The sequence below is a fragment of the Mycobacterium sp. E2989 genome (assembly GCF_001667595.1).
Classification (GTDB): Bacteria; Actinomycetota; Actinomycetes; order Mycobacteriales; family Mycobacteriaceae; genus Mycobacterium.
Genome location: NZ_LZJX01000080.1, coordinates 1 through 15,029 on the forward strand (window position 1 = coordinate 1; position 15,029 = coordinate 15,029).

Annotated in this window: 15 protein-coding genes, 1 tRNA gene and 1 pseudogene; 7 read left to right on the forward strand and 10 right to left on the reverse strand. The window is 67.9% G+C overall.

What is annotated here, in order from left to right; genetic code table 11:
- A pseudogene (locus A5680_RS14395) lies at positions 1-209 on the reverse strand (MCE-family protein MCE1A); the annotation flags it as partial.
- A gap of 190 nt (positions 210-399) precedes the next feature.
- Here A5680_RS14395 and A5680_RS14400 point away from each other — a divergent pair.
- Complete coding sequence (locus tag A5680_RS14400; RefSeq protein ID WP_067820405.1) at positions 400-888, forward strand: glutathione peroxidase; 489 nt, start codon at positions 400-402, stop codon at positions 886-888.
- A gap of 19 nt (positions 889-907) precedes the next feature.
- Here A5680_RS14400 and A5680_RS14405 read toward each other — a convergent pair whose 3' ends face one another.
- Both A5680_RS14405 and A5680_RS14410 read right to left on the reverse strand, forming a co-directional pair.
- A complete protein-coding gene (locus A5680_RS14405) occupies positions 908-1,096 on the reverse strand; it encodes an ANTAR domain-containing protein (protein ID WP_067820349.1) in 189 nt (62 codons plus the stop codon).
- 191 nt (positions 1,097-1,287) lie between these two features.
- Positions 1,288-1,845, reverse strand: coding sequence for a TetR/AcrR family transcriptional regulator (locus A5680_RS14410; protein ID WP_231977630.1), 558 nt, complete (start codon positions 1,843-1,845; stop codon positions 1,288-1,290).
- Between the two features lie 158 nt (positions 1,846-2,003).
- On the opposite strand from A5680_RS14410, the gene A5680_RS14415 reads away from it, so the two are divergent.
- Both A5680_RS14415 and A5680_RS14420 read left to right on the forward strand, forming a co-directional pair.
- A complete protein-coding gene (locus A5680_RS14415) occupies positions 2,004-2,294 on the forward strand; it encodes a hypothetical protein (protein ID WP_067820355.1) in 291 nt (96 codons plus the stop codon).
- Between the two features lie 74 nt (positions 2,295-2,368).
- On the forward strand, positions 2,369-3,601 hold the full coding sequence (locus tag A5680_RS14420; RefSeq protein WP_082970375.1) for a cytochrome P450: 1,233 nt from the start codon (positions 2,369-2,371) through the stop codon (positions 3,599-3,601).
- A gap of 55 nt (positions 3,602-3,656) precedes the next feature.
- Here the strand turns inward: A5680_RS14420 and A5680_RS14425 are convergent.
- The 4 genes from A5680_RS14425 to A5680_RS14440 form a co-directional block, all read right to left on the reverse strand.
- Positions 3,657-3,733, reverse strand: a tRNA-Met gene (locus A5680_RS14425).
- A gap of 139 nt (positions 3,734-3,872) precedes the next feature.
- Entirely contained in the window at positions 3,873-4,409 is a 537-nt protein-coding gene (locus A5680_RS14430; protein WP_055398969.1) for a cupin domain-containing protein, read from the reverse strand.
- A 20-nt stretch (positions 4,410-4,429) separates the two neighbouring features.
- Positions 4,430-5,128: a nitroreductase family protein gene (locus A5680_RS14435; protein WP_067820361.1), complete on the reverse strand. Its 699-nt coding sequence runs from the start codon at positions 5,126-5,128 to the stop codon at positions 4,430-4,432.
- Between the two features lie 19 nt (positions 5,129-5,147).
- A complete protein-coding gene (locus A5680_RS14440) occupies positions 5,148-5,798 on the reverse strand; it encodes an HD domain-containing protein (protein WP_067820364.1) in 651 nt (216 codons plus the stop codon).
- Positions 5,799-5,934: 136 nt separating this feature from the next.
- Between A5680_RS14440 and A5680_RS14445 the strand changes: the two genes are divergently transcribed.
- Complete coding sequence (locus tag A5680_RS14445; protein WP_067820408.1) at positions 5,935-6,879, forward strand: GlxA family transcriptional regulator; 945 nt, start codon at positions 5,935-5,937, stop codon at positions 6,877-6,879.
- A 3-nt stretch (positions 6,880-6,882) separates the two neighbouring features.
- On the opposite strand, the gene A5680_RS14450 is transcribed toward A5680_RS14445, so the two are convergent.
- Together A5680_RS14450 and A5680_RS14455 are read right to left on the reverse strand one after the other, a co-directional pair.
- Complete coding sequence (locus A5680_RS14450; RefSeq protein WP_067820368.1) at positions 6,883-9,864, reverse strand: UPF0182 family protein; 2,982 nt, start codon at positions 9,862-9,864, stop codon at positions 6,883-6,885.
- A gap of 74 nt (positions 9,865-9,938) precedes the next feature.
- A complete protein-coding gene (locus tag A5680_RS14455; RefSeq protein ID WP_067820371.1) occupies positions 9,939-10,961 on the reverse strand; it encodes a PDZ domain-containing protein in 1,023 nt (340 codons plus the stop codon).
- Positions 10,962-11,038: 77 nt separating this feature from the next.
- On the opposite strand from A5680_RS14455, the gene A5680_RS14460 reads away from it, so the two are divergent.
- The 3 genes from A5680_RS14460 to A5680_RS14470 all read left to right on the forward strand — a co-directional run bounded on the left by A5680_RS14460 (position 11,039) and on the right by A5680_RS14470 (position 14,715).
- Positions 11,039-12,409, forward strand: a complete 1,371-nt coding sequence (locus A5680_RS14460) for a zinc-dependent metalloprotease (protein WP_197280998.1) — start codon at positions 11,039-11,041, stop codon at positions 12,407-12,409.
- Between the two features lie 36 nt (positions 12,410-12,445).
- Positions 12,446-13,291 (forward strand): cyclodehydratase, encoded by an 846-nt coding sequence (locus A5680_RS14465; protein ID WP_067820373.1) that lies wholly within the window; start codon positions 12,446-12,448, stop codon positions 13,289-13,291.
- A gap of 80 nt (positions 13,292-13,371) precedes the next feature.
- Positions 13,372-14,715, forward strand: a complete 1,344-nt coding sequence (locus A5680_RS14470) for an AarF/ABC1/UbiB kinase family protein (RefSeq protein WP_055398984.1) — start codon at positions 13,372-13,374, stop codon at positions 14,713-14,715.
- Here A5680_RS14470 and A5680_RS14475 read toward each other — a convergent pair.
- Entirely contained in the window at positions 14,712-14,975 is a 264-nt protein-coding gene (locus A5680_RS14475; protein WP_055398986.1) for a WhiB family transcriptional regulator, read from the reverse strand. The two genes, A5680_RS14470 and A5680_RS14475, sit on opposite strands and share 4 nt — an antisense overlap.
- Positions 14,976-15,029 lie beyond the last annotated feature (54 nt).

The following is a 15,029-nucleotide window of genomic DNA, read 5'->3' on the forward strand; positions in this document are numbered from 1 at the left end:
ACCCGGCCGATCTCCACGCCGTTGTAGGTGACCTTCGAGCCCGGATCCATCACCAGGCCCGCCCGCGACGCCAGCATCGTCAACTTCGTCTTCGCGGTGAAGCCGCCGCGGAATTGCACGTACACCAGGGTGAAGATGATCGCCAAGATCAGCAGCACGGCAACGGCGATCCACCGGTACGGCGGGAGTCGCTGGGAGTTGACCTGCACCGGGGAAGACGTCGTCAACAGCGCCCCTCACCTCTGGGCCGCATCCCAGTGCTGCGGCGGACTTTCCCCTCCGGGGGGCTCTGCACACACATGCAATAACGAAGCCCACAAAATGTACCTTGGGCGGTCGGCGTCGTGCGAACCGGCGTTCGCAGAATTGGCGGCGGCGCAGTGCGTTAGCGTCATCGGCGTGACTGTCAAAGACATCTCCCTCACCACCCTCGACGGCCGGCCGACCACGCTGGCCGAACTGTCCGACGGTGCGACGCTGGTGGTCAACGTGGCCTCCAAGTGCGGCCTGACGCCGCAGTACACGGCGCTGGAAAAGCTCGCCGAGGACTATCGCGATCGCGGCCTGACCGTCGTCGGCGTGCCCTGCAACCAGTTCATGGGGCAGGAACCGGGCACGGCCGAGGAGATCCGGGAGTTCTGTTCGACCACTTACGGGGTGACGTTTCCGCTGCTGGCGAAGACCGATGTGAACGGCGATGACCGCCACCCGCTGTACGCCGAGCTGACGAAGGCCGCCGATTCCGCCGGGCAGGCGGGCGACATTCAGTGGAACTTCGAGAAGTTCCTCATCTCCCCCGGCGGTGAGGTGGTCCAGCGCTTCCGGCCCCGCACCGAGCCCGACGCCCCCGAGGTCATCAGCGCCATCGAGGATGTGCTGGCGCGTTAGGCGTGAATACGGCCGGTGCTCACGGCCCAGACGCGCTGGTTTCGGCGGCGACGACAGGCGCCAATCGTTCGATCACCGTATGGGCGACCGAATCGATCGACCGGCATTGCTGCTCGGACACCCTGATCAGTAGCGCATGAGCCTCGCTGGCAGCGAGCTCGTATCGCCGCCTCAGCACCATTTCGGCCCGGTCGATGATGTCGCCCATACCTGTCCCTCGGATTCTTGACGCTACGAAGTCGGCTAGCTCGAAGTTCCCCCGTTAGACGTACGTCAAACAACGAAATCTTGCTTTTTTTCGCCAGCCGGGTTGGTCACTGACCAACCAGCAGACGGCAAGTACAGATTTCCCAGCGATCTGCCTTGGGGCGGCATGAAAACGGCCCGGGTCGCGTTCGCTCACTTACCTGTCGAGATGCCGCGCATCACCGTGTCTATCAGTCCGTAGTAGCGTTCGGTCGTTTCCTCCGCCGATGCAGTAACGCTGAGCGTGCGGTAGAGCGTGGCCCCGATCAGCGCGTCGGCGGCGGCTTCGACGTCGGCGTCCCGTCGTATCTGGCCCTTCGAGATCCCGACGCGTAACCGGTCCGACACGGCATCGTGGAAACGGCTGGTGAGTTGCCGATACAGGGTGTCGCGGTCGCTCAGGTCTTCGGCAGCGGCTGCCGCAAGAGAGCGCACGAGTGCGACGTTCTCGGCAGTCGAACCAACCTCGGCGTAGGCGCGCATCCACGTTCTCAAGTCCGCGACCGTGTCTCCCGTATCGGGAAGCGTGAAGTCGGTCTGGTCGTAAGCCCGCATAACCGCCTCGGTTACCAGGGGGGCTTTCGACGGCCAACGTCGATACACAGATTGGACGGCCACGCCCGCGATCGCGGCGACCTTGTCCATCGAGACACCCCTGTAGCCGGCTTCGACGAGGAGCGAGCGGGTGGCATCCAGGATCGCCTCGTGCACGGCCGCGCTCCGCGGTCGTCCCCGCCGGGATTGGCTCACACGGTGAACCTAGAGCACTGCTGCGTCGCCGCGCCTAGGCAACGGCGCGCCGATGTGTCACCATTTACGAGAATACTTTTCTCGTAAATCTGGGCGTACCGAAGGAGAACGACCCCGCGATGGCGGACTTCGACACGCGTAGCGCACTCGGCCTGATCACCATCCTGATCGGGGTGGCGCACTTCCTCATTCCGCGGATCTTCGACCCGTTCAATCGCCTCGGCTTCCCCCGCCACGCTCGAGCGTTCACCTACCTCCACGGCGCGATCGAAACAACGATCGGGGTCTTGCTGCTGCGCGCGCGCACGCGTCGACCATCCACCGTCGTATCCGCTTGCTACCTCACGTATCTGACGATCAGCATCCTTCGGACACAACTTCGCACGCGGCGCGGCCAGCGATCCGGTTAGGAGCCGAGGTGCCTATCAGCGAAGCCGCCCGCGAGGCGACCGATGCCCTCAGACCGGTCGTTAGCACCGTGCGGATGAACGTTGCGGCCGTCGTCCGCACCCGCCGCCGCGGACACGACGGGTGGATTGGTGCGGTCAACACCGACTACGACCCGCAGGACCCGGCCACCGCCGCGAACCCGTTCGACGCGTACCGCGCCCTGCACCGAACCGGCCGCGTGCACTACAACCCCCGGCGCGCCACCTTCATCGTCAGCCGCCTTGGCGACGTGCGGGCCGCGTTGCGCGACACCGACCAGGTCACGAGCACCCAAGGGGTCACGCGCCTGCGCATGTCCGCTCCGTTGGCGGTGCTCACCGACGGCGAGGAACACACCCGGCTGCGCAAGCAAGTCCAGCCGGGATTCAGCAAGGGCGCGATGAAGTCCTGGCAGGAGATGACCGAGACGCTGGCCATCGACCTTGTCACGGACGTGATGAGCGACCCCGGCTGCGACGTCGTAAAGCGCTTGGCGATACCGATGCCGATACGCCTGATCGCCCAGATCCTCGGAGTGCCCGACTCCGACGTCGGCGATTTTCGACGGTGGTCGGAACGCGCCGTGGGCGTCATGGAGCTGACGCCCACCCTCTCGGGCGTCGTCGACGCGGCGAAGTCGATGTCGGCGATGATGGCGTTACTGCGGTATTTCGCAAAGCAATTCGCCGCGGGCGGACTCAAGGGGTCCGACACCGTGCTCGGCCGGCTGATCGAGCACAACACCGACGGCAGCCTCACCGACCGTCAGCTACTGCTGATCGCGATCCATCTACTCATCGCCGGTAATGAGACGACGACCAATCTCCTTGGTGGCATGTTCGACACGCTGGCCCATCACCCCGATCAGTACGAATTGATCCGCACGCAGCCCGATCTCATCCCGCTGGCCGTCGAGGAGCAGCTTCGCTTCACGAGCCCCATCCAGAATCTCTACCGCTACACCCGCGCCGACTATCGGATCGGTGATGTCACCATTCCCAACGGTTCACGCATCCTGCTGTCGTTCGGAGCGGCCAACCGTGACCCCACCGCGTTCGACGATCCCGATGAGTATCGCGCCGACCGTGACCCGCGCACGCACGTCGCCTTTGGCTACGGCGCACACATGTGCCTGGGCGCACCGCTGGCGCGCATGGAGGCCCAGGCGGTACTGCGTCACCTCGTCACCCGCGTCGCCCGAATCACTCCAGCGGGTCCGACGCAGTGGTCGCGTCACAGCTCGCTACGCGGACCGACTCGGCTGCCGATCCGCCTGGACCCCGCCTGAGGTTTTGTTGGGCACGAAAACGGCCCCCGGAGCATCGTCCGGGGGCCGTTTCACTTGGTAGCGGGGACAGGATTCGAACCTGCGACCTCTGGGTTATGAGCCCAGCGAGCTACCGAGCTGCTCCACCCCGCGTTGGTGAATGCCAGGTTACCGAACCGGCGTCACGGCGACCAAATCGCGGGCTCAGCGGGGTTCGCGCGCCGAGATTGCCGCCATGGTCGTGGGTCGGCGGCCGACCACAGCCGTGACGGCAATCTCGGCGACCCGCAGGTCAGTGCGACGGCGGGTTCAGCCCGTAGCGCCGGGCGATGTCGTCCATCCAGTCGGGCGACCCGTACGTCAGGCCGTACTTGTCGGCGAGTTCGCCGAACTCCGGCAACTCGTGCAGAACCTTGCCGACCGGGTCGTCGGCGTGCTCGACGAGCAGCTCCCCGAGCTCGCGGAAATAGTTTTCGAACCCGCCCGGGGTGATCACCTCGATGATGCGGCCCGGCTCGCTGCCCGCGTTCCACATCGCGTGCATCTGCCCGCGCGGCTTGGTGATGTAGCCGCCGGGACCCAGCACCACCTCGCTGTCGTCGGAGCGGAAGCCGATCTCGCCCGCCAGCACGATCGAGTGCTCGTCCTCGCGGGTGTGCCGGTGCGCCGCGGTGAGGAGACCGACGGCGAAGGGGTGCTCGACGATGGACACCTCGCCCCCGTTTGTCTTGCTGGTCAGCTTGAACACCGCCCCGAAACCGGGGAGGGCGACGTACTCGCCCTCCCCGGGCTGCACCACGGTGACGCCGATTTCGTTGCGCTCGGTCATGTGACTCACTCCTCGGCCCGTCATCCCGCCGCGGCCAGGTCCGCCACTTCGTGCGGCGGCCACAGCGGCTGCGGCACCTCGACTCCGAATGGCTTGCCCCAGCCGTTGCGGGACGAAACCTCGTGCACGGGGCGCCGATTGGCCGCCACGCCCCACTTGCCCCGCGGGTAGCCGAGGGTCAGCATGGCCGACATCTTCCAGCCCTGCTCGGCGGGCACGCCCAGCAACTCGTTGACCTCGTCGGTGAAATTGCGGAGCACCATCGTCATCACCCCGCCGACGCCCTCGGCGCGGGCGGCGAGCAGCGCGCTCCAGATCGCCGGGTAGATGTTGGCGCCGCCCAGGTCGTCGATGGCGTAGACGAAGAGCAACAGCGGGATCTCCTCGAAATGGTCGGCCAGGTAATTCCCCGAACCCTGCATCCGACGCATCGTTTCCGCGTGCTGCGCCGGATCGGCGCCGGGGGCCGTCGCCACCATGGGTCCCGCTCCCGCGCTGAACTTCTCGTACTCGATGGCGCGGGCCCGCCGGAACAGGTCGGCGAACTTGCCGATGAGTTCGCGGTCGTCGACGGCCACGAAGTGCCACCGCTGGGTGTTGCCCCCGTTCGGGGCGCGCACGGCCGCGTCGAGGATGCGGGCCTGGGTTTCCAGCGGGATCGGGTCCGGCCGCAGCCGGCGCATCATCCTGGTGGTGTAGAGCGCCTCGTGAATGTCCATTTCTTTCGCTCCTCTCCGGTTATTCGGGCCAGCTGTTGTTGAGGATCTTGTCGACGAAGTCGACACGCTCGAAGGTGGGATCGAAGTGCGCCAGCACATCGGCGTTCATGGTGCCGGCCGTGGTGTGCGGGCGGTGCTTCATGCCGTCGTTGAACGCCGCCAGGATGCGCTGCTTGAACTGCGGGCGCGGATGGGCGGCGGTCACCGCGGCGAGGGCCTCGGGGCCCACGTCGTCGCGGCCGATGCCGACCACGTCGACCTCGACCCCGGCTTGCAGCAGGGCGACCTCCGGCGCCATGAACTCGGGCACCCCCGGGGTGGTGTGCAGGGCGATGCCGAGCCACACCTTGTCGGCGTCGGCCTTGTCGACGCCGCGCGCGGTCAGAAAGTCGCGGGCCGCGTCGGCGCCGTCGACCTCGAAGCGGACGGTCGAGGTGCGGTAGCGCTCGGTGAGCCCGAGGTCGTGGAACATCGCGCCGACGTAGAGCAGCTCCAGGTCGGGCTGCAGCCCACGGCGCGCGCCCTGCAGCGCGCCGAAGAGGAACACCCGGCGCGAGTGGTGGAACAGCAGGTCGTCCTCGGCGTCGCGAATGAACTCGGTGGCCTCGCGCACCAGCGCCGAGTCGGGGATGCGGATGCCGCCGATGCTTTCGATGGAGCTGGTGGTCATGTTCTCGTCTCCTTTTTTCGGTGACCGTGCACTCAGTCTGCGGCCGCACGCGCCGGCCGAGCGTGGGCGTTCGAGCCGTCCTCTCCACAGAAAGCGACACAATGTCCTAGTGGCCGAAACCGGAGCGCGTTCGCGGGTGGTAGTGATCGTCGTCTTCGACGACGTGACGCTGTTGGACGTCGCCGGGACCGGCGAGGTGTTCGTCGAAGCGAACCGGTTCGGAGCCGACTACCGGCTCAAGATCGCGTCGGTGGACGGCCGGGATGTCACCACGTCGATCGGCAGTCGGCTGGGTGTCACCGACCGGATTTCGTCGATCGAATCCGCGGATACCGTTCTGGTAGCCGGCAGCGACCACCTGCCCCGGCGGCCAGTGGATCCCGCGCTCGTCGAGGCCGTCAGGTCGATAGCGGCGCGATCCCGGCGGACGGCATCCATTTGCACTGGGTCGTTCATCCTCGCGCAGGCCGGCCTGCTCAGCGGCCGGCGCGCCACCACGCACTGGAACGAGACCCGGCTGTTGGCCCGGGCCTTTCGAGATGTCACCGTCGATCCCGACGCGATCTTCGTCCGCGACGGCGACGTGTTCACCTCGGCCGGGATCTCGTCCGGCATCGACCTGGCGCTGGCGCTGGTCGAAATGGACTACGGGACCGAACTGGTCCGCAACGTGGCCCGGTGGCTGGTGGTCTACCTCAAACGCGCTGGGGGCCAATCACAGTTCTCGGTGTTGGTGGAGGCCGATCCGCCGCCGCAGTCGCCGCTGCGCGCGGTCATCGACGCGGTCGCGGCCGACCCGGCCGCGAACCACAGCGTGAAATCCCTTGCGGCCCGGGCGTCACTGAGCACCCGCCAGCTGACCCGGCTCTTCCAATCCGAGCTGGGCATGACCCCGGCCCGCTACGTCGAGCTCGTTCGAATCGACTTCGCCCGTGGCGCACTGGAATCCGGCCGGTCCGTCAGCGAGACCGCGGGCATGGCCGGCTTCGGCAGCATCGAGACCCTGCGGCGGGTGTTCGTCAACCACCTGGGCATCAGCCCCAAGGCCTATCGGGAACGATTCCGAACGGCCTTCGCGTGAAAACTACTTGGTGTTGTTGTACTTGGTGATCGCGTCGTCCAACCGCTGCAGCGCGGCGCCGTAGCCGGCGAAGTCGCCCTTCTTCTGGGCGTCCTTGGCCGCGCCGAGCGCGGCCTGAATCTCTTGCAGGGCAGCCGATTTGGCCGGGGACAGGGTGACCGATCCGTCTGGCACCGGCGGAACCGCCGTCGGCGGCGGCGATCCGGGAGGGCTGGCAGGCACGGGCGGAGTCACCGGTGGGGGCGCCTGGGGGTTGCCTACGTCGGTGGGTTGGATACCCGTCGCGGCCGCGCCCGCACCGGGACCGAACAGGCCGGTCAGGGCGTCGCGCACCGTGGGCCCGTAGCCGATCTTGTCGTTGTACATCATCGCGACCCGGATCAGCCGCGGGTACGACGAGGCGGCGTCGCTGGCCCCCGGCGAGGCGTAGACGGGTTCGACGTACAGCAGGCCGCCCTGGCCCACCGGCAGGGTGAGCAGGTTGCCCCAGCGGATCCGGTTCTGGTTGTCGCGCCCGATCACGCCGAGGTCCTGGGAAACCGCCGGGTCGGTGGTGATGGCGTTGTTGGCCAGCTTGGGCCCGTTGACCTGGCCGGGGATGGTCAGCACGGTGATCCGCCCGTACGTCGCGGGGTCCGAGCTGGCGCTGATGTAGGCGGCCAGGTAGTCACGCTTGAACCGGTTCATCGCGCTCGTCAGCTGATATGACGACGAATTATCGTTCTTGGCAATGTTTTTCGCGACGATGTAATAGGGCGGCTGATAACTGCTGGCCGTCGGGTTCGGGTCCAGCGGCACGTCCCAGAAGTCCGACGTGGAGAAGAACGTCACCGGATCGTTGACGTGATACTTGGCCAGCAGCATCCGCTGCACCTTGAACAGGTCTTCGGGGTAGCGCAGGTGCTCGGCGAGTTCGGGGGTGATGTCGCTCTTCGGCTTGACCGTGCCGGGGAAAACCTGCATCCACGCCTTGAGCACGGGGTCCTGCTCGTCCTGCTGGTACAGCGTGACGGTGCCGTCGTAGGCGTCCACCGTGGCCTTGACCGAGTTGCGGATGTAGGAGACCTGCTTGTCGGGGGCCAGCTTGTTGAACGCCACCTCGTTGGAGTCGGCGGTGGCCGATTCCAGGGAGGTCAGCTCGGAGTAGGGGTAGTTGTCCAGGGTGGTGTAGCCGTCGATGATCCACACCAGGCGCTTGTTGACGATCGCGGGGTACACGGAGCTGTCGGTGGTCAGCCACGGCGCCACCGCCTCCACCCGCCGGGCCGGGTCGCGGTTGAACAGGATGCGACTGTTGGAGCCGATCACGTTGGAGAACAGGAAGTTTCGTTCGGCGAACTTGGCGGCGAACACGCTGCGGGACAACCAGTCCCCGACGGGCACTCCGCCGAGGCCGGTGTAGGTGTAGTTCTTGGTGTCGGAGCTGGTCTCGTAGTCGTATTCGCGGTCGGCGCCGTTGCGCCCGACGATCGCGTAGTCGGCGGACGTGCTGGAGATCACCGGCCCGTAGTAGATGCGCGGCTGCTCCAGCGGCGCCGGGCCGTCGGACACCACGTTGCCGTTGGCGCCGACGACGTTGACCAAAAATTCGGGATAGCCACCGTTCTGGTTGGGGTCGTTGGCGACGCCGCGCACCGTGTTGGCCGGCGACGCGATGAATCCGTTGCCGTGCGTGTAGACGCTGTGCCGGTTGATCCAGTCCCGCTGGTTTTCGATCAGCCGGTCGGGGTTGAGTTCGCGGGCCGCGACGACGTAGTCGCGCAGCGAGCCGTTGCGGTCCAGGTACCGGTCGATGGACAGCTGGTCGGGGAAGTAGTAGAAGTTCTTGCCCTGCTGGAACTGGGTGAACGCCGGGCTGACGATGGTCGGGTCGAGCAGCCGGATGTTGGAGGTGGTGGCCCGGTCGTCGGCCACCTGCTGCGCGGTGGCCTGCGTGTCGCCGGCGTAGGTGCGATAGGTGACCACGTCCGACGTCAGGCCGTACGCCTGCCGCGTCGCGGTGATGCTGCGGCCGATGTATTCGCTTTCCTTCTGCGCGGCATTGGGTTTGACGCTGATCTGCTCGACGATCAGCGGCCATCCCGCGCCCACGATCAACGACGACAGCAGCAGCAGCACCAGGCCGATGGCCGGAATCCGCAAGTCGCGCAGCACGATAGCGGAGAACACGGCGGCCGCACAGATAATCGCGATCGCCATCAGGATCAGCTTGGCCGGCAGCACCGCGTTGATGTCGGTGTACCCGGCGCCGGTGAACGGCTTTCCGCCGCGGGTGTGCGACAGCAACTCGTAGCGGTCCAGCCAGTACGCGATCGCCTTGAGCAGCACCAACACCCCCACGACGGTGACCAGCTGGATCCGCGCGGAGCGGCTCAGCGCGCCGGTGCGCCCGGACAGCCGGATGCCGCCAAAGATGTAGTGCGCCAACAGGTTGGCCAAAAACGCCAGGAACACCGCCACGAACAGGTAGCTGAGCAGCAGCCGGTAGAACGGCAGCTCGAACGCGTAGAAGCCGAGGTCCTTGCCGAACTGCGGATCGCGGATGCCGAAGTCGCCGCCGTGCATGAACAGCTGGATGCGCACCCAGTAGCTTTGCGCGATGATGCCGGCCAGCAGGCCGATCGCGACCGGCACCCCGATGGCCACCAGCCGCAGCCGGGACAGCACGACGGTGCGGTACCGGGCGACCGGATCGTTGTCGTTGCTCGGCACGAAGACCGGGCGGGTGCGGTAGGCCACCGCGAGACCGGCGAACACGATGCCGCCCACCAGCAGACCGGCCACCAAAAAGACCACGAACCGGGTGACCAGCACGGTGGTGAAAACCGAGCGGTAGCCGAGCTCGCCGAACCACAGCCAGTCCACGTACGCGTCGATCAGCCGCGGACCGGCCAGCAGCAAAGCGATCACACCCAGCGCGATCAGGATCAGAATCCGGCTACGCCGAGTCAGCTTCGGCATCCGTGCGGTGGGCCGCATCCCCACTGGCTACGCTCCCTGCTCGATTGATCGACGGTGACAACTCTACGCACCGGGCGACGTGCGATCCCGGCCACGCTTCAGCAGCTCGGCGGCTGGCCCCCCGACGTGATCGCATGCAGCGCGTCGACCGCCTGGCCGAGCGTCTCCACCTTCACCAGGCGCATCCCGGACGGGTTGTCCGAGTTCGCCTCGTAGCAGTTCTTGGCCGGTACCAGGAAGATGGTCGCCCCCGCCGCGTGCGCGGCGACCATCTTGTGCGTGATGCCGCCGATCTGGCCCACCTTCCCATCGGCGGAAATGGTGCCGGTCCCGGCGATGAACTTCGACCCGGTCAGGTCCCCGGTGGTCAGCTTGTCGACCACCGCCAGGCTGAACATCAGGCCGGCGGACGGGCCGCCCACGTTGGCGAGGTTGAAATCCACGACGAACGGCGCCCAGGGCGCGGTGAGCACGGCGACGCCGAGGAAGCCGTAATCGCGATCCTTGTTCGCGCCCAGCGTAATTTGCGCGACGCCGGCCGGCTCGTTCTTGCGGCGGTAGTCGATGGTCACCGTCTGGCCGGGTTTGGTGCTCTTCAGCAATCCGGTGAACTGGTCGACGTCGGCGACCGGGGTGCCGTTGACCGCGTCGATGGCGTCGCCGTCCTTCAGCTTGCCCGCCGAGGGGCCCGGGTCGGTGACCTTGGCGACCGTGACCGCGGCCGGGTACTTCAGGTAGCCCAGGGCGGCGTACGCGGCGCTGTCCTCGGACTCCTTGAAGTCGGCGTTGTTGGCCTTGTCGACCTCGTCGCGCGACTTGCCGGGCGGATAGATCAGGTCGCGCGGTACCAGCTGTTCCTGCCCCGAAAGCCACAGCGTCAGCGCCTCGCCCAGCGTCAGCTCGTCCCGCTGGGACACCGTGGTCATGTTGAGGTGCCCGGTGGTCGGATGCGTCGCGGTGCCCTCGATCGCCACCACCTGCTTGCCGTCGACCTCGCCGAGCGTGTCGAAGGTGGGCCCGGGGCCCAGCGACACGAACGGCACGGTCACCACCGCCAGCAGCACGCCGAAGACCAGGATCGGCACCAGCGCGACCATCAAGGTCAGAATCCGCCTGTTCACGCCGATCAGACTAGACGGAGCCCGCTGCGCCCGATTCAGCCACAAGCTGACCCGAGAGCGCCCGTCCCGTTATTGCGGTGAGTACCGTTGACGGTATGGCTGACCTGCCTTTCGGCTTCTCCTCCGGGGAAGACCCCGACAAACCCGGGAAGAAAGATCCCAATTCGGGCTCTGGCGGCTCCGATCCGCTCGGCGCATTCGGCATGGGCGGCGAGTTCGGCATGGGTGACCTGGGACAGATCTTCACCCAGCTGGGTCAGATGTTCTCCAGCGCGGGCGCGGGAATGGGCGGCGGCCAATCCTCGGGGCCCGTCAACTACGAGCTGGCCCGCCGGGTGGCCACGAACTCGATCGGCTTCGTCGCGCCGATCCCGTCGACGACGAACTCGGCGATCGCCGACGCGGTCCACCTCGCCGAGACCTGGCTGGACGGCGCCACGGCGCTGCCCGCCGGCACCAGCAAGGCGGTGGGATGGACCCCGGCCGACTGGGTCGACAACAGCCTGCAGACCTGGAAGCGGCTGTGTGACCCGATGGCCCAACAGATTTCGACGGTGTGGGCGTCGTCGTTGCCCGAGGAGGCCAAGAGCATGGCCGGCCCGCTGATGGCGATGATGTCGCAGATGGGCGGGATGGCCTTCGGCTCCCAGCTGGGCCAGGCGCTCGGCCGGTTGTCCCGGGAGGTGCTGACGTCGACGGACATCGGTCTTCCGTTGGGCCCCAAGGGAATTGCCGCCATCCTGCCCGACGCCGTGGAGTCGTTCGCCGCCGGCCTCGAGCAGCCCCGCAGCGAGATCTTGACGTTCCTGGCGGCCCGCGAGGCCGCCCACCACCGGCTGTTCAGTCACGTGCCGTGGCTGTCGAGCCAGCTGTTGGGCGCGGTGGAGGCCTACGCGATGGGCATGCAGATCGACATGAGCGGGATCGAGGAGCTGGCCCGCGATTTCAACCCGGCGACGCTGTCGGACCCCGCGGCGATCGAAAACCTGTTGGGCCAAGGAGTTTTCGAGCCCAAGGCCACGCCGGCGCAGACACAGGCGCTGGAGCGCCTCGAGACGCTGCTCGCGTTGATCGAGGGCTGGGTGCAGGTGGTGGTGACCGCGGCCCTGGGCGACCGGATCCCGGGCGCGGCCGCGCTGAGCGAGACGCTGCGCCGCCGCCGCGCCACCGGCGGCCCGGCCGAGCAGACGTTCGCGACGCTGGTGGGCCTGGAGCTGCGGCCCCGCAAGATGCGCGAAGCGGCCGCGCTGTGGGAGCGCCTCACCGAGGCCGCCGGCGTCGACGCCCGCGACGCCATCTGGCAACACCCCGATCTGCTGCCCGCCGCAGAGGACCTCGACGAGCCGGCCGGCTTCATCGACCGGGTGATCGGCGGCGACACCAGCGGCATCGACGAGGCGATCGCCAAACTCGAGGAGGACCCCGGCGCGGGTCCTGTGGATAACTGATCGGGGCGGTCACCGCCCGCGTGCCAGAGTGCACCCGTGCCCGCGGCCACCCTTTCCACCTACGCGCTGGACCCGGCCATGCCGGTGCTGCTGCGGCCCGACGGTGCCGTGCAGGTCGGCTGGGATCCCCGCCGGGCCGTGCTGGTGCGCCCGCCGGGCGGCCTGGCCGCGGCGGAGCTGGCCGCGCTGCTGCGGACCATGCGGTCCCCGACACCGCTGCCTGAGTTGCAGCGGCGGGCCGCCGACCGCGGCTTGCGGGACGCCGAGGGGCTGACGGGCCTGATCACCCAGCTGGTCGGCGCGGGGGTCGCCACCCAATGCGCGACGTCGGGAGGTCGGGCCCCGTCCATCCGGATCCACGGCCGCGGGCCGCTTTCGGAGCTGCTCGTCGGGGCGTTGCGCCGCTCGGGCGCCCGCATCGCCCACAGCAGCCAACCGCACGCCGCCGTGTCCGGCGCCGCCGTCGACCTGGTGGTGCTGTCGGACTACCTGATCGCCGATCCCCGCATGGTCCGCGACCTGCACACCCAGGGTGTCCCCCACCTGCCGGTGCGCGTCCGCGACGGCGTCGGGCTGGTCGGCCCGCTCGTCATCCCCGGCACGACCAGCTGTCTGGGCTGCGCCGACCTGCACCGTCGTGACCGGGACGCGGCGTGGCCGGCCATCTCGGCGCAGCTGCGGGAAACCGTCGGCGTCGCCGACCGGGCCACGCTGCTGGGGACGGCCGCGCTGGCGCTCAGCCAGGTCAACCGGGTGATCGCCGCCGTGCGCCAACAAGACGCGGTGCCGCCCCAAACCCTCAACGCCACCCTGGAATTCGATCTCGACGCAGGTGCCATCGTGGCGCGGCAATGGACCCGGCACCCGCTGTGCTCGTGTTGACGTGGGGCGCTAGCCACGCCGAGCCCACGCGCGCCGGCGAGCGGTGTTGCGAAGATCAAGCGCGAGTCGGCCGAAGCGTCATGGATGATGGATACGTGGCAGACATCAAACGCGGCCGTGCGGCGCGGAACGCGAAGCTGGCCAGCATCCCCGTCGGCTTCGCCGGCCGGGCGGCGCTGGGGTTCGGGAAACGGCTGACCGGCAAATCGCGAGACGAGGTCCAGGCCGAGCTGATGGAGAAAGCCGCCAACCAGCTGTTCACCGTCCTGGGCGAGCTCAAGGGCGGAGCGATGAAGGTGGGCCAGGCCCTGTCGGTGATGGAGGCCGCCATCCCGGACGAGTACGGCGAGCCCTACCGCGAGGCGCTGACCAAGCTGCAGAAGGACGCCCCGCCGCTGCCGGCCAACAAGGTACACCGGGTGCTCGACGCCCAGCTCGGCACCAAGTGGCGGGAGCGGTTCAGCTCGTTCGACGACAAGCCCATCGCCTCGGCCAGCATCGGCCAGGTGCACAAGGCGGTGTGGGCCGACGGGCGCCCGGTGGCGGTCAAGATCCAATACCCGGGCGCCGACGAGGCGCTGCGCGCCGACCTGAAGACCATGCAGCGGATGGTCGGCGTGGTCAAACAGCTCGCCCCCGGCGCCGACGTCCAGGGCATCGTCGACGAGCTGGTCGAGCGCACCGAGATGGAGCTCGACTACCGCCTCGAGGCCGACAACCAGCGCGCCTTCGCCAAGGCCTACGAGGGCCACCCGCACTTCGCGATACCGCACGTCGTCGCCAGCGCGCCCAAGGTCGTGGTCCAGGAGTGGATCGAAGGGCTGCCGCTGGCACAGATCATCCGCGACGGCACCCGCGAGCAGCGCGACCTGATCGGCACCCGGTTGCTCGAGCTGACCTTTGACGCGCCCCGGCGGCTGGGGATGCTGCACGGCGACGCCCACCCGGGGAACTTCATGCTGCTCCCCGACGGCCGGATGGGCGTCATCGACTTCGGCGCCGTCGCACCGCTGCCAGGTGGCTACCCCGTCGAGCTCGGGATGACGATCCGGCTGGCCCGCGACAAGAACTACGACTTGCTGCTGCCCACGATGGAGAAGGTGGGCTTCATCCAGAAGGGTCAGCAGGTGTCGGTGCGCGACATCGACGAAATGCTGCGCCAGTACGTCGAGCCCATCGAGGTCGACGTCTTCCACTACACGCGTAAGTGGTTGCAGCGCATGACCGTCGGCCAGATCGACCGTTCGGTGTCCCAGATCAAGACGGCCCGGCAGATGGACCTGCCGCCCAAGCTGGCCATCCCGATGCGTGTCATCGCGTCCGTGGCCGCGATCCTGTGTCAGCTGGACGCGCGGGTGCCGATCAAGGCCCTGTCCGAGGAGCTGATTCCCGGCTTCGCCGAGCCCGACAGCGCCGTCATCTAGGCGGCGACCCCGTCTTTGCGGGGACGCCCGCGCGGTCGCTTGAAGTTCAGGATCGCGCCGCGGTCGAGGATCTCGCCGCCCCACACCCCCCAGGGCTCGGCCCGCTCCAGCGCCGACGCCAGGCACTGGCGCCGGATCGGGCAGCCCGCGCAGAGCGCCTTGGCGCGCTCGAGGTCGGCCGGAGTCTCGGCAAACCAGAGGTCGGGATCGCCGGCGTGGCACGGCAACACCGGTTGTCTGGGGACTGTCAGTGCCGACATGTCCTGCTCACCTGCTTCCTGGTCGGGGCTTCCTCTTTCGGTGATCCGGACCAG

What these genes read in the sequence shown, in the direction of transcription:
- A5680_RS14405 (WP_067820349.1), bottom strand. Translation starts at nt 1,096, where the DNA reads ATGGGCGACATCATCGACCGGGCCGAAATGGTGCTGAGGCGGCGATAC.
- A5680_RS14415 (WP_067820355.1), top strand. Translation starts at nt 2,004, where the DNA reads ATGGCGGACTTCGACACGCGTAGCGCACTCGGCCTGATCACCATCCTG.
- A5680_RS14420 (WP_082970375.1), top strand. Translation starts at nt 2,369, where the DNA reads ATGAACGTTGCGGCCGTCGTCCGCACCCGCCGCCGCGGACACGACGGG.
- A5680_RS14430 (WP_055398969.1), bottom strand. Translation starts at nt 4,409, where the DNA reads ATGACCGAGCGCAACGAAATCGGCGTCACCGTGGTGCAGCCCGGGGAG.
- A5680_RS14435 (WP_067820361.1), bottom strand. Translation starts at nt 5,128, where the DNA reads ATGGACATTCACGAGGCGCTCTACACCACCAGGATGATGCGCCGGCTG.
- A5680_RS14440 (WP_067820364.1), bottom strand. Translation starts at nt 5,798, where the DNA reads ATGACCACCAGCTCCATCGAAAGCATCGGCGGCATCCGCATCCCCGAC.
- A5680_RS14470 (WP_055398984.1), top strand. Translation starts at nt 13,372, where the DNA reads ATGGATGATGGATACGTGGCAGACATCAAACGCGGCCGTGCGGCGCGG.
- A5680_RS14475 (WP_055398986.1), bottom strand. Translation starts at nt 14,975, where the DNA reads ATGTCGGCACTGACAGTCCCCAGACAACCGGTGTTGCCGTGCCACGCC.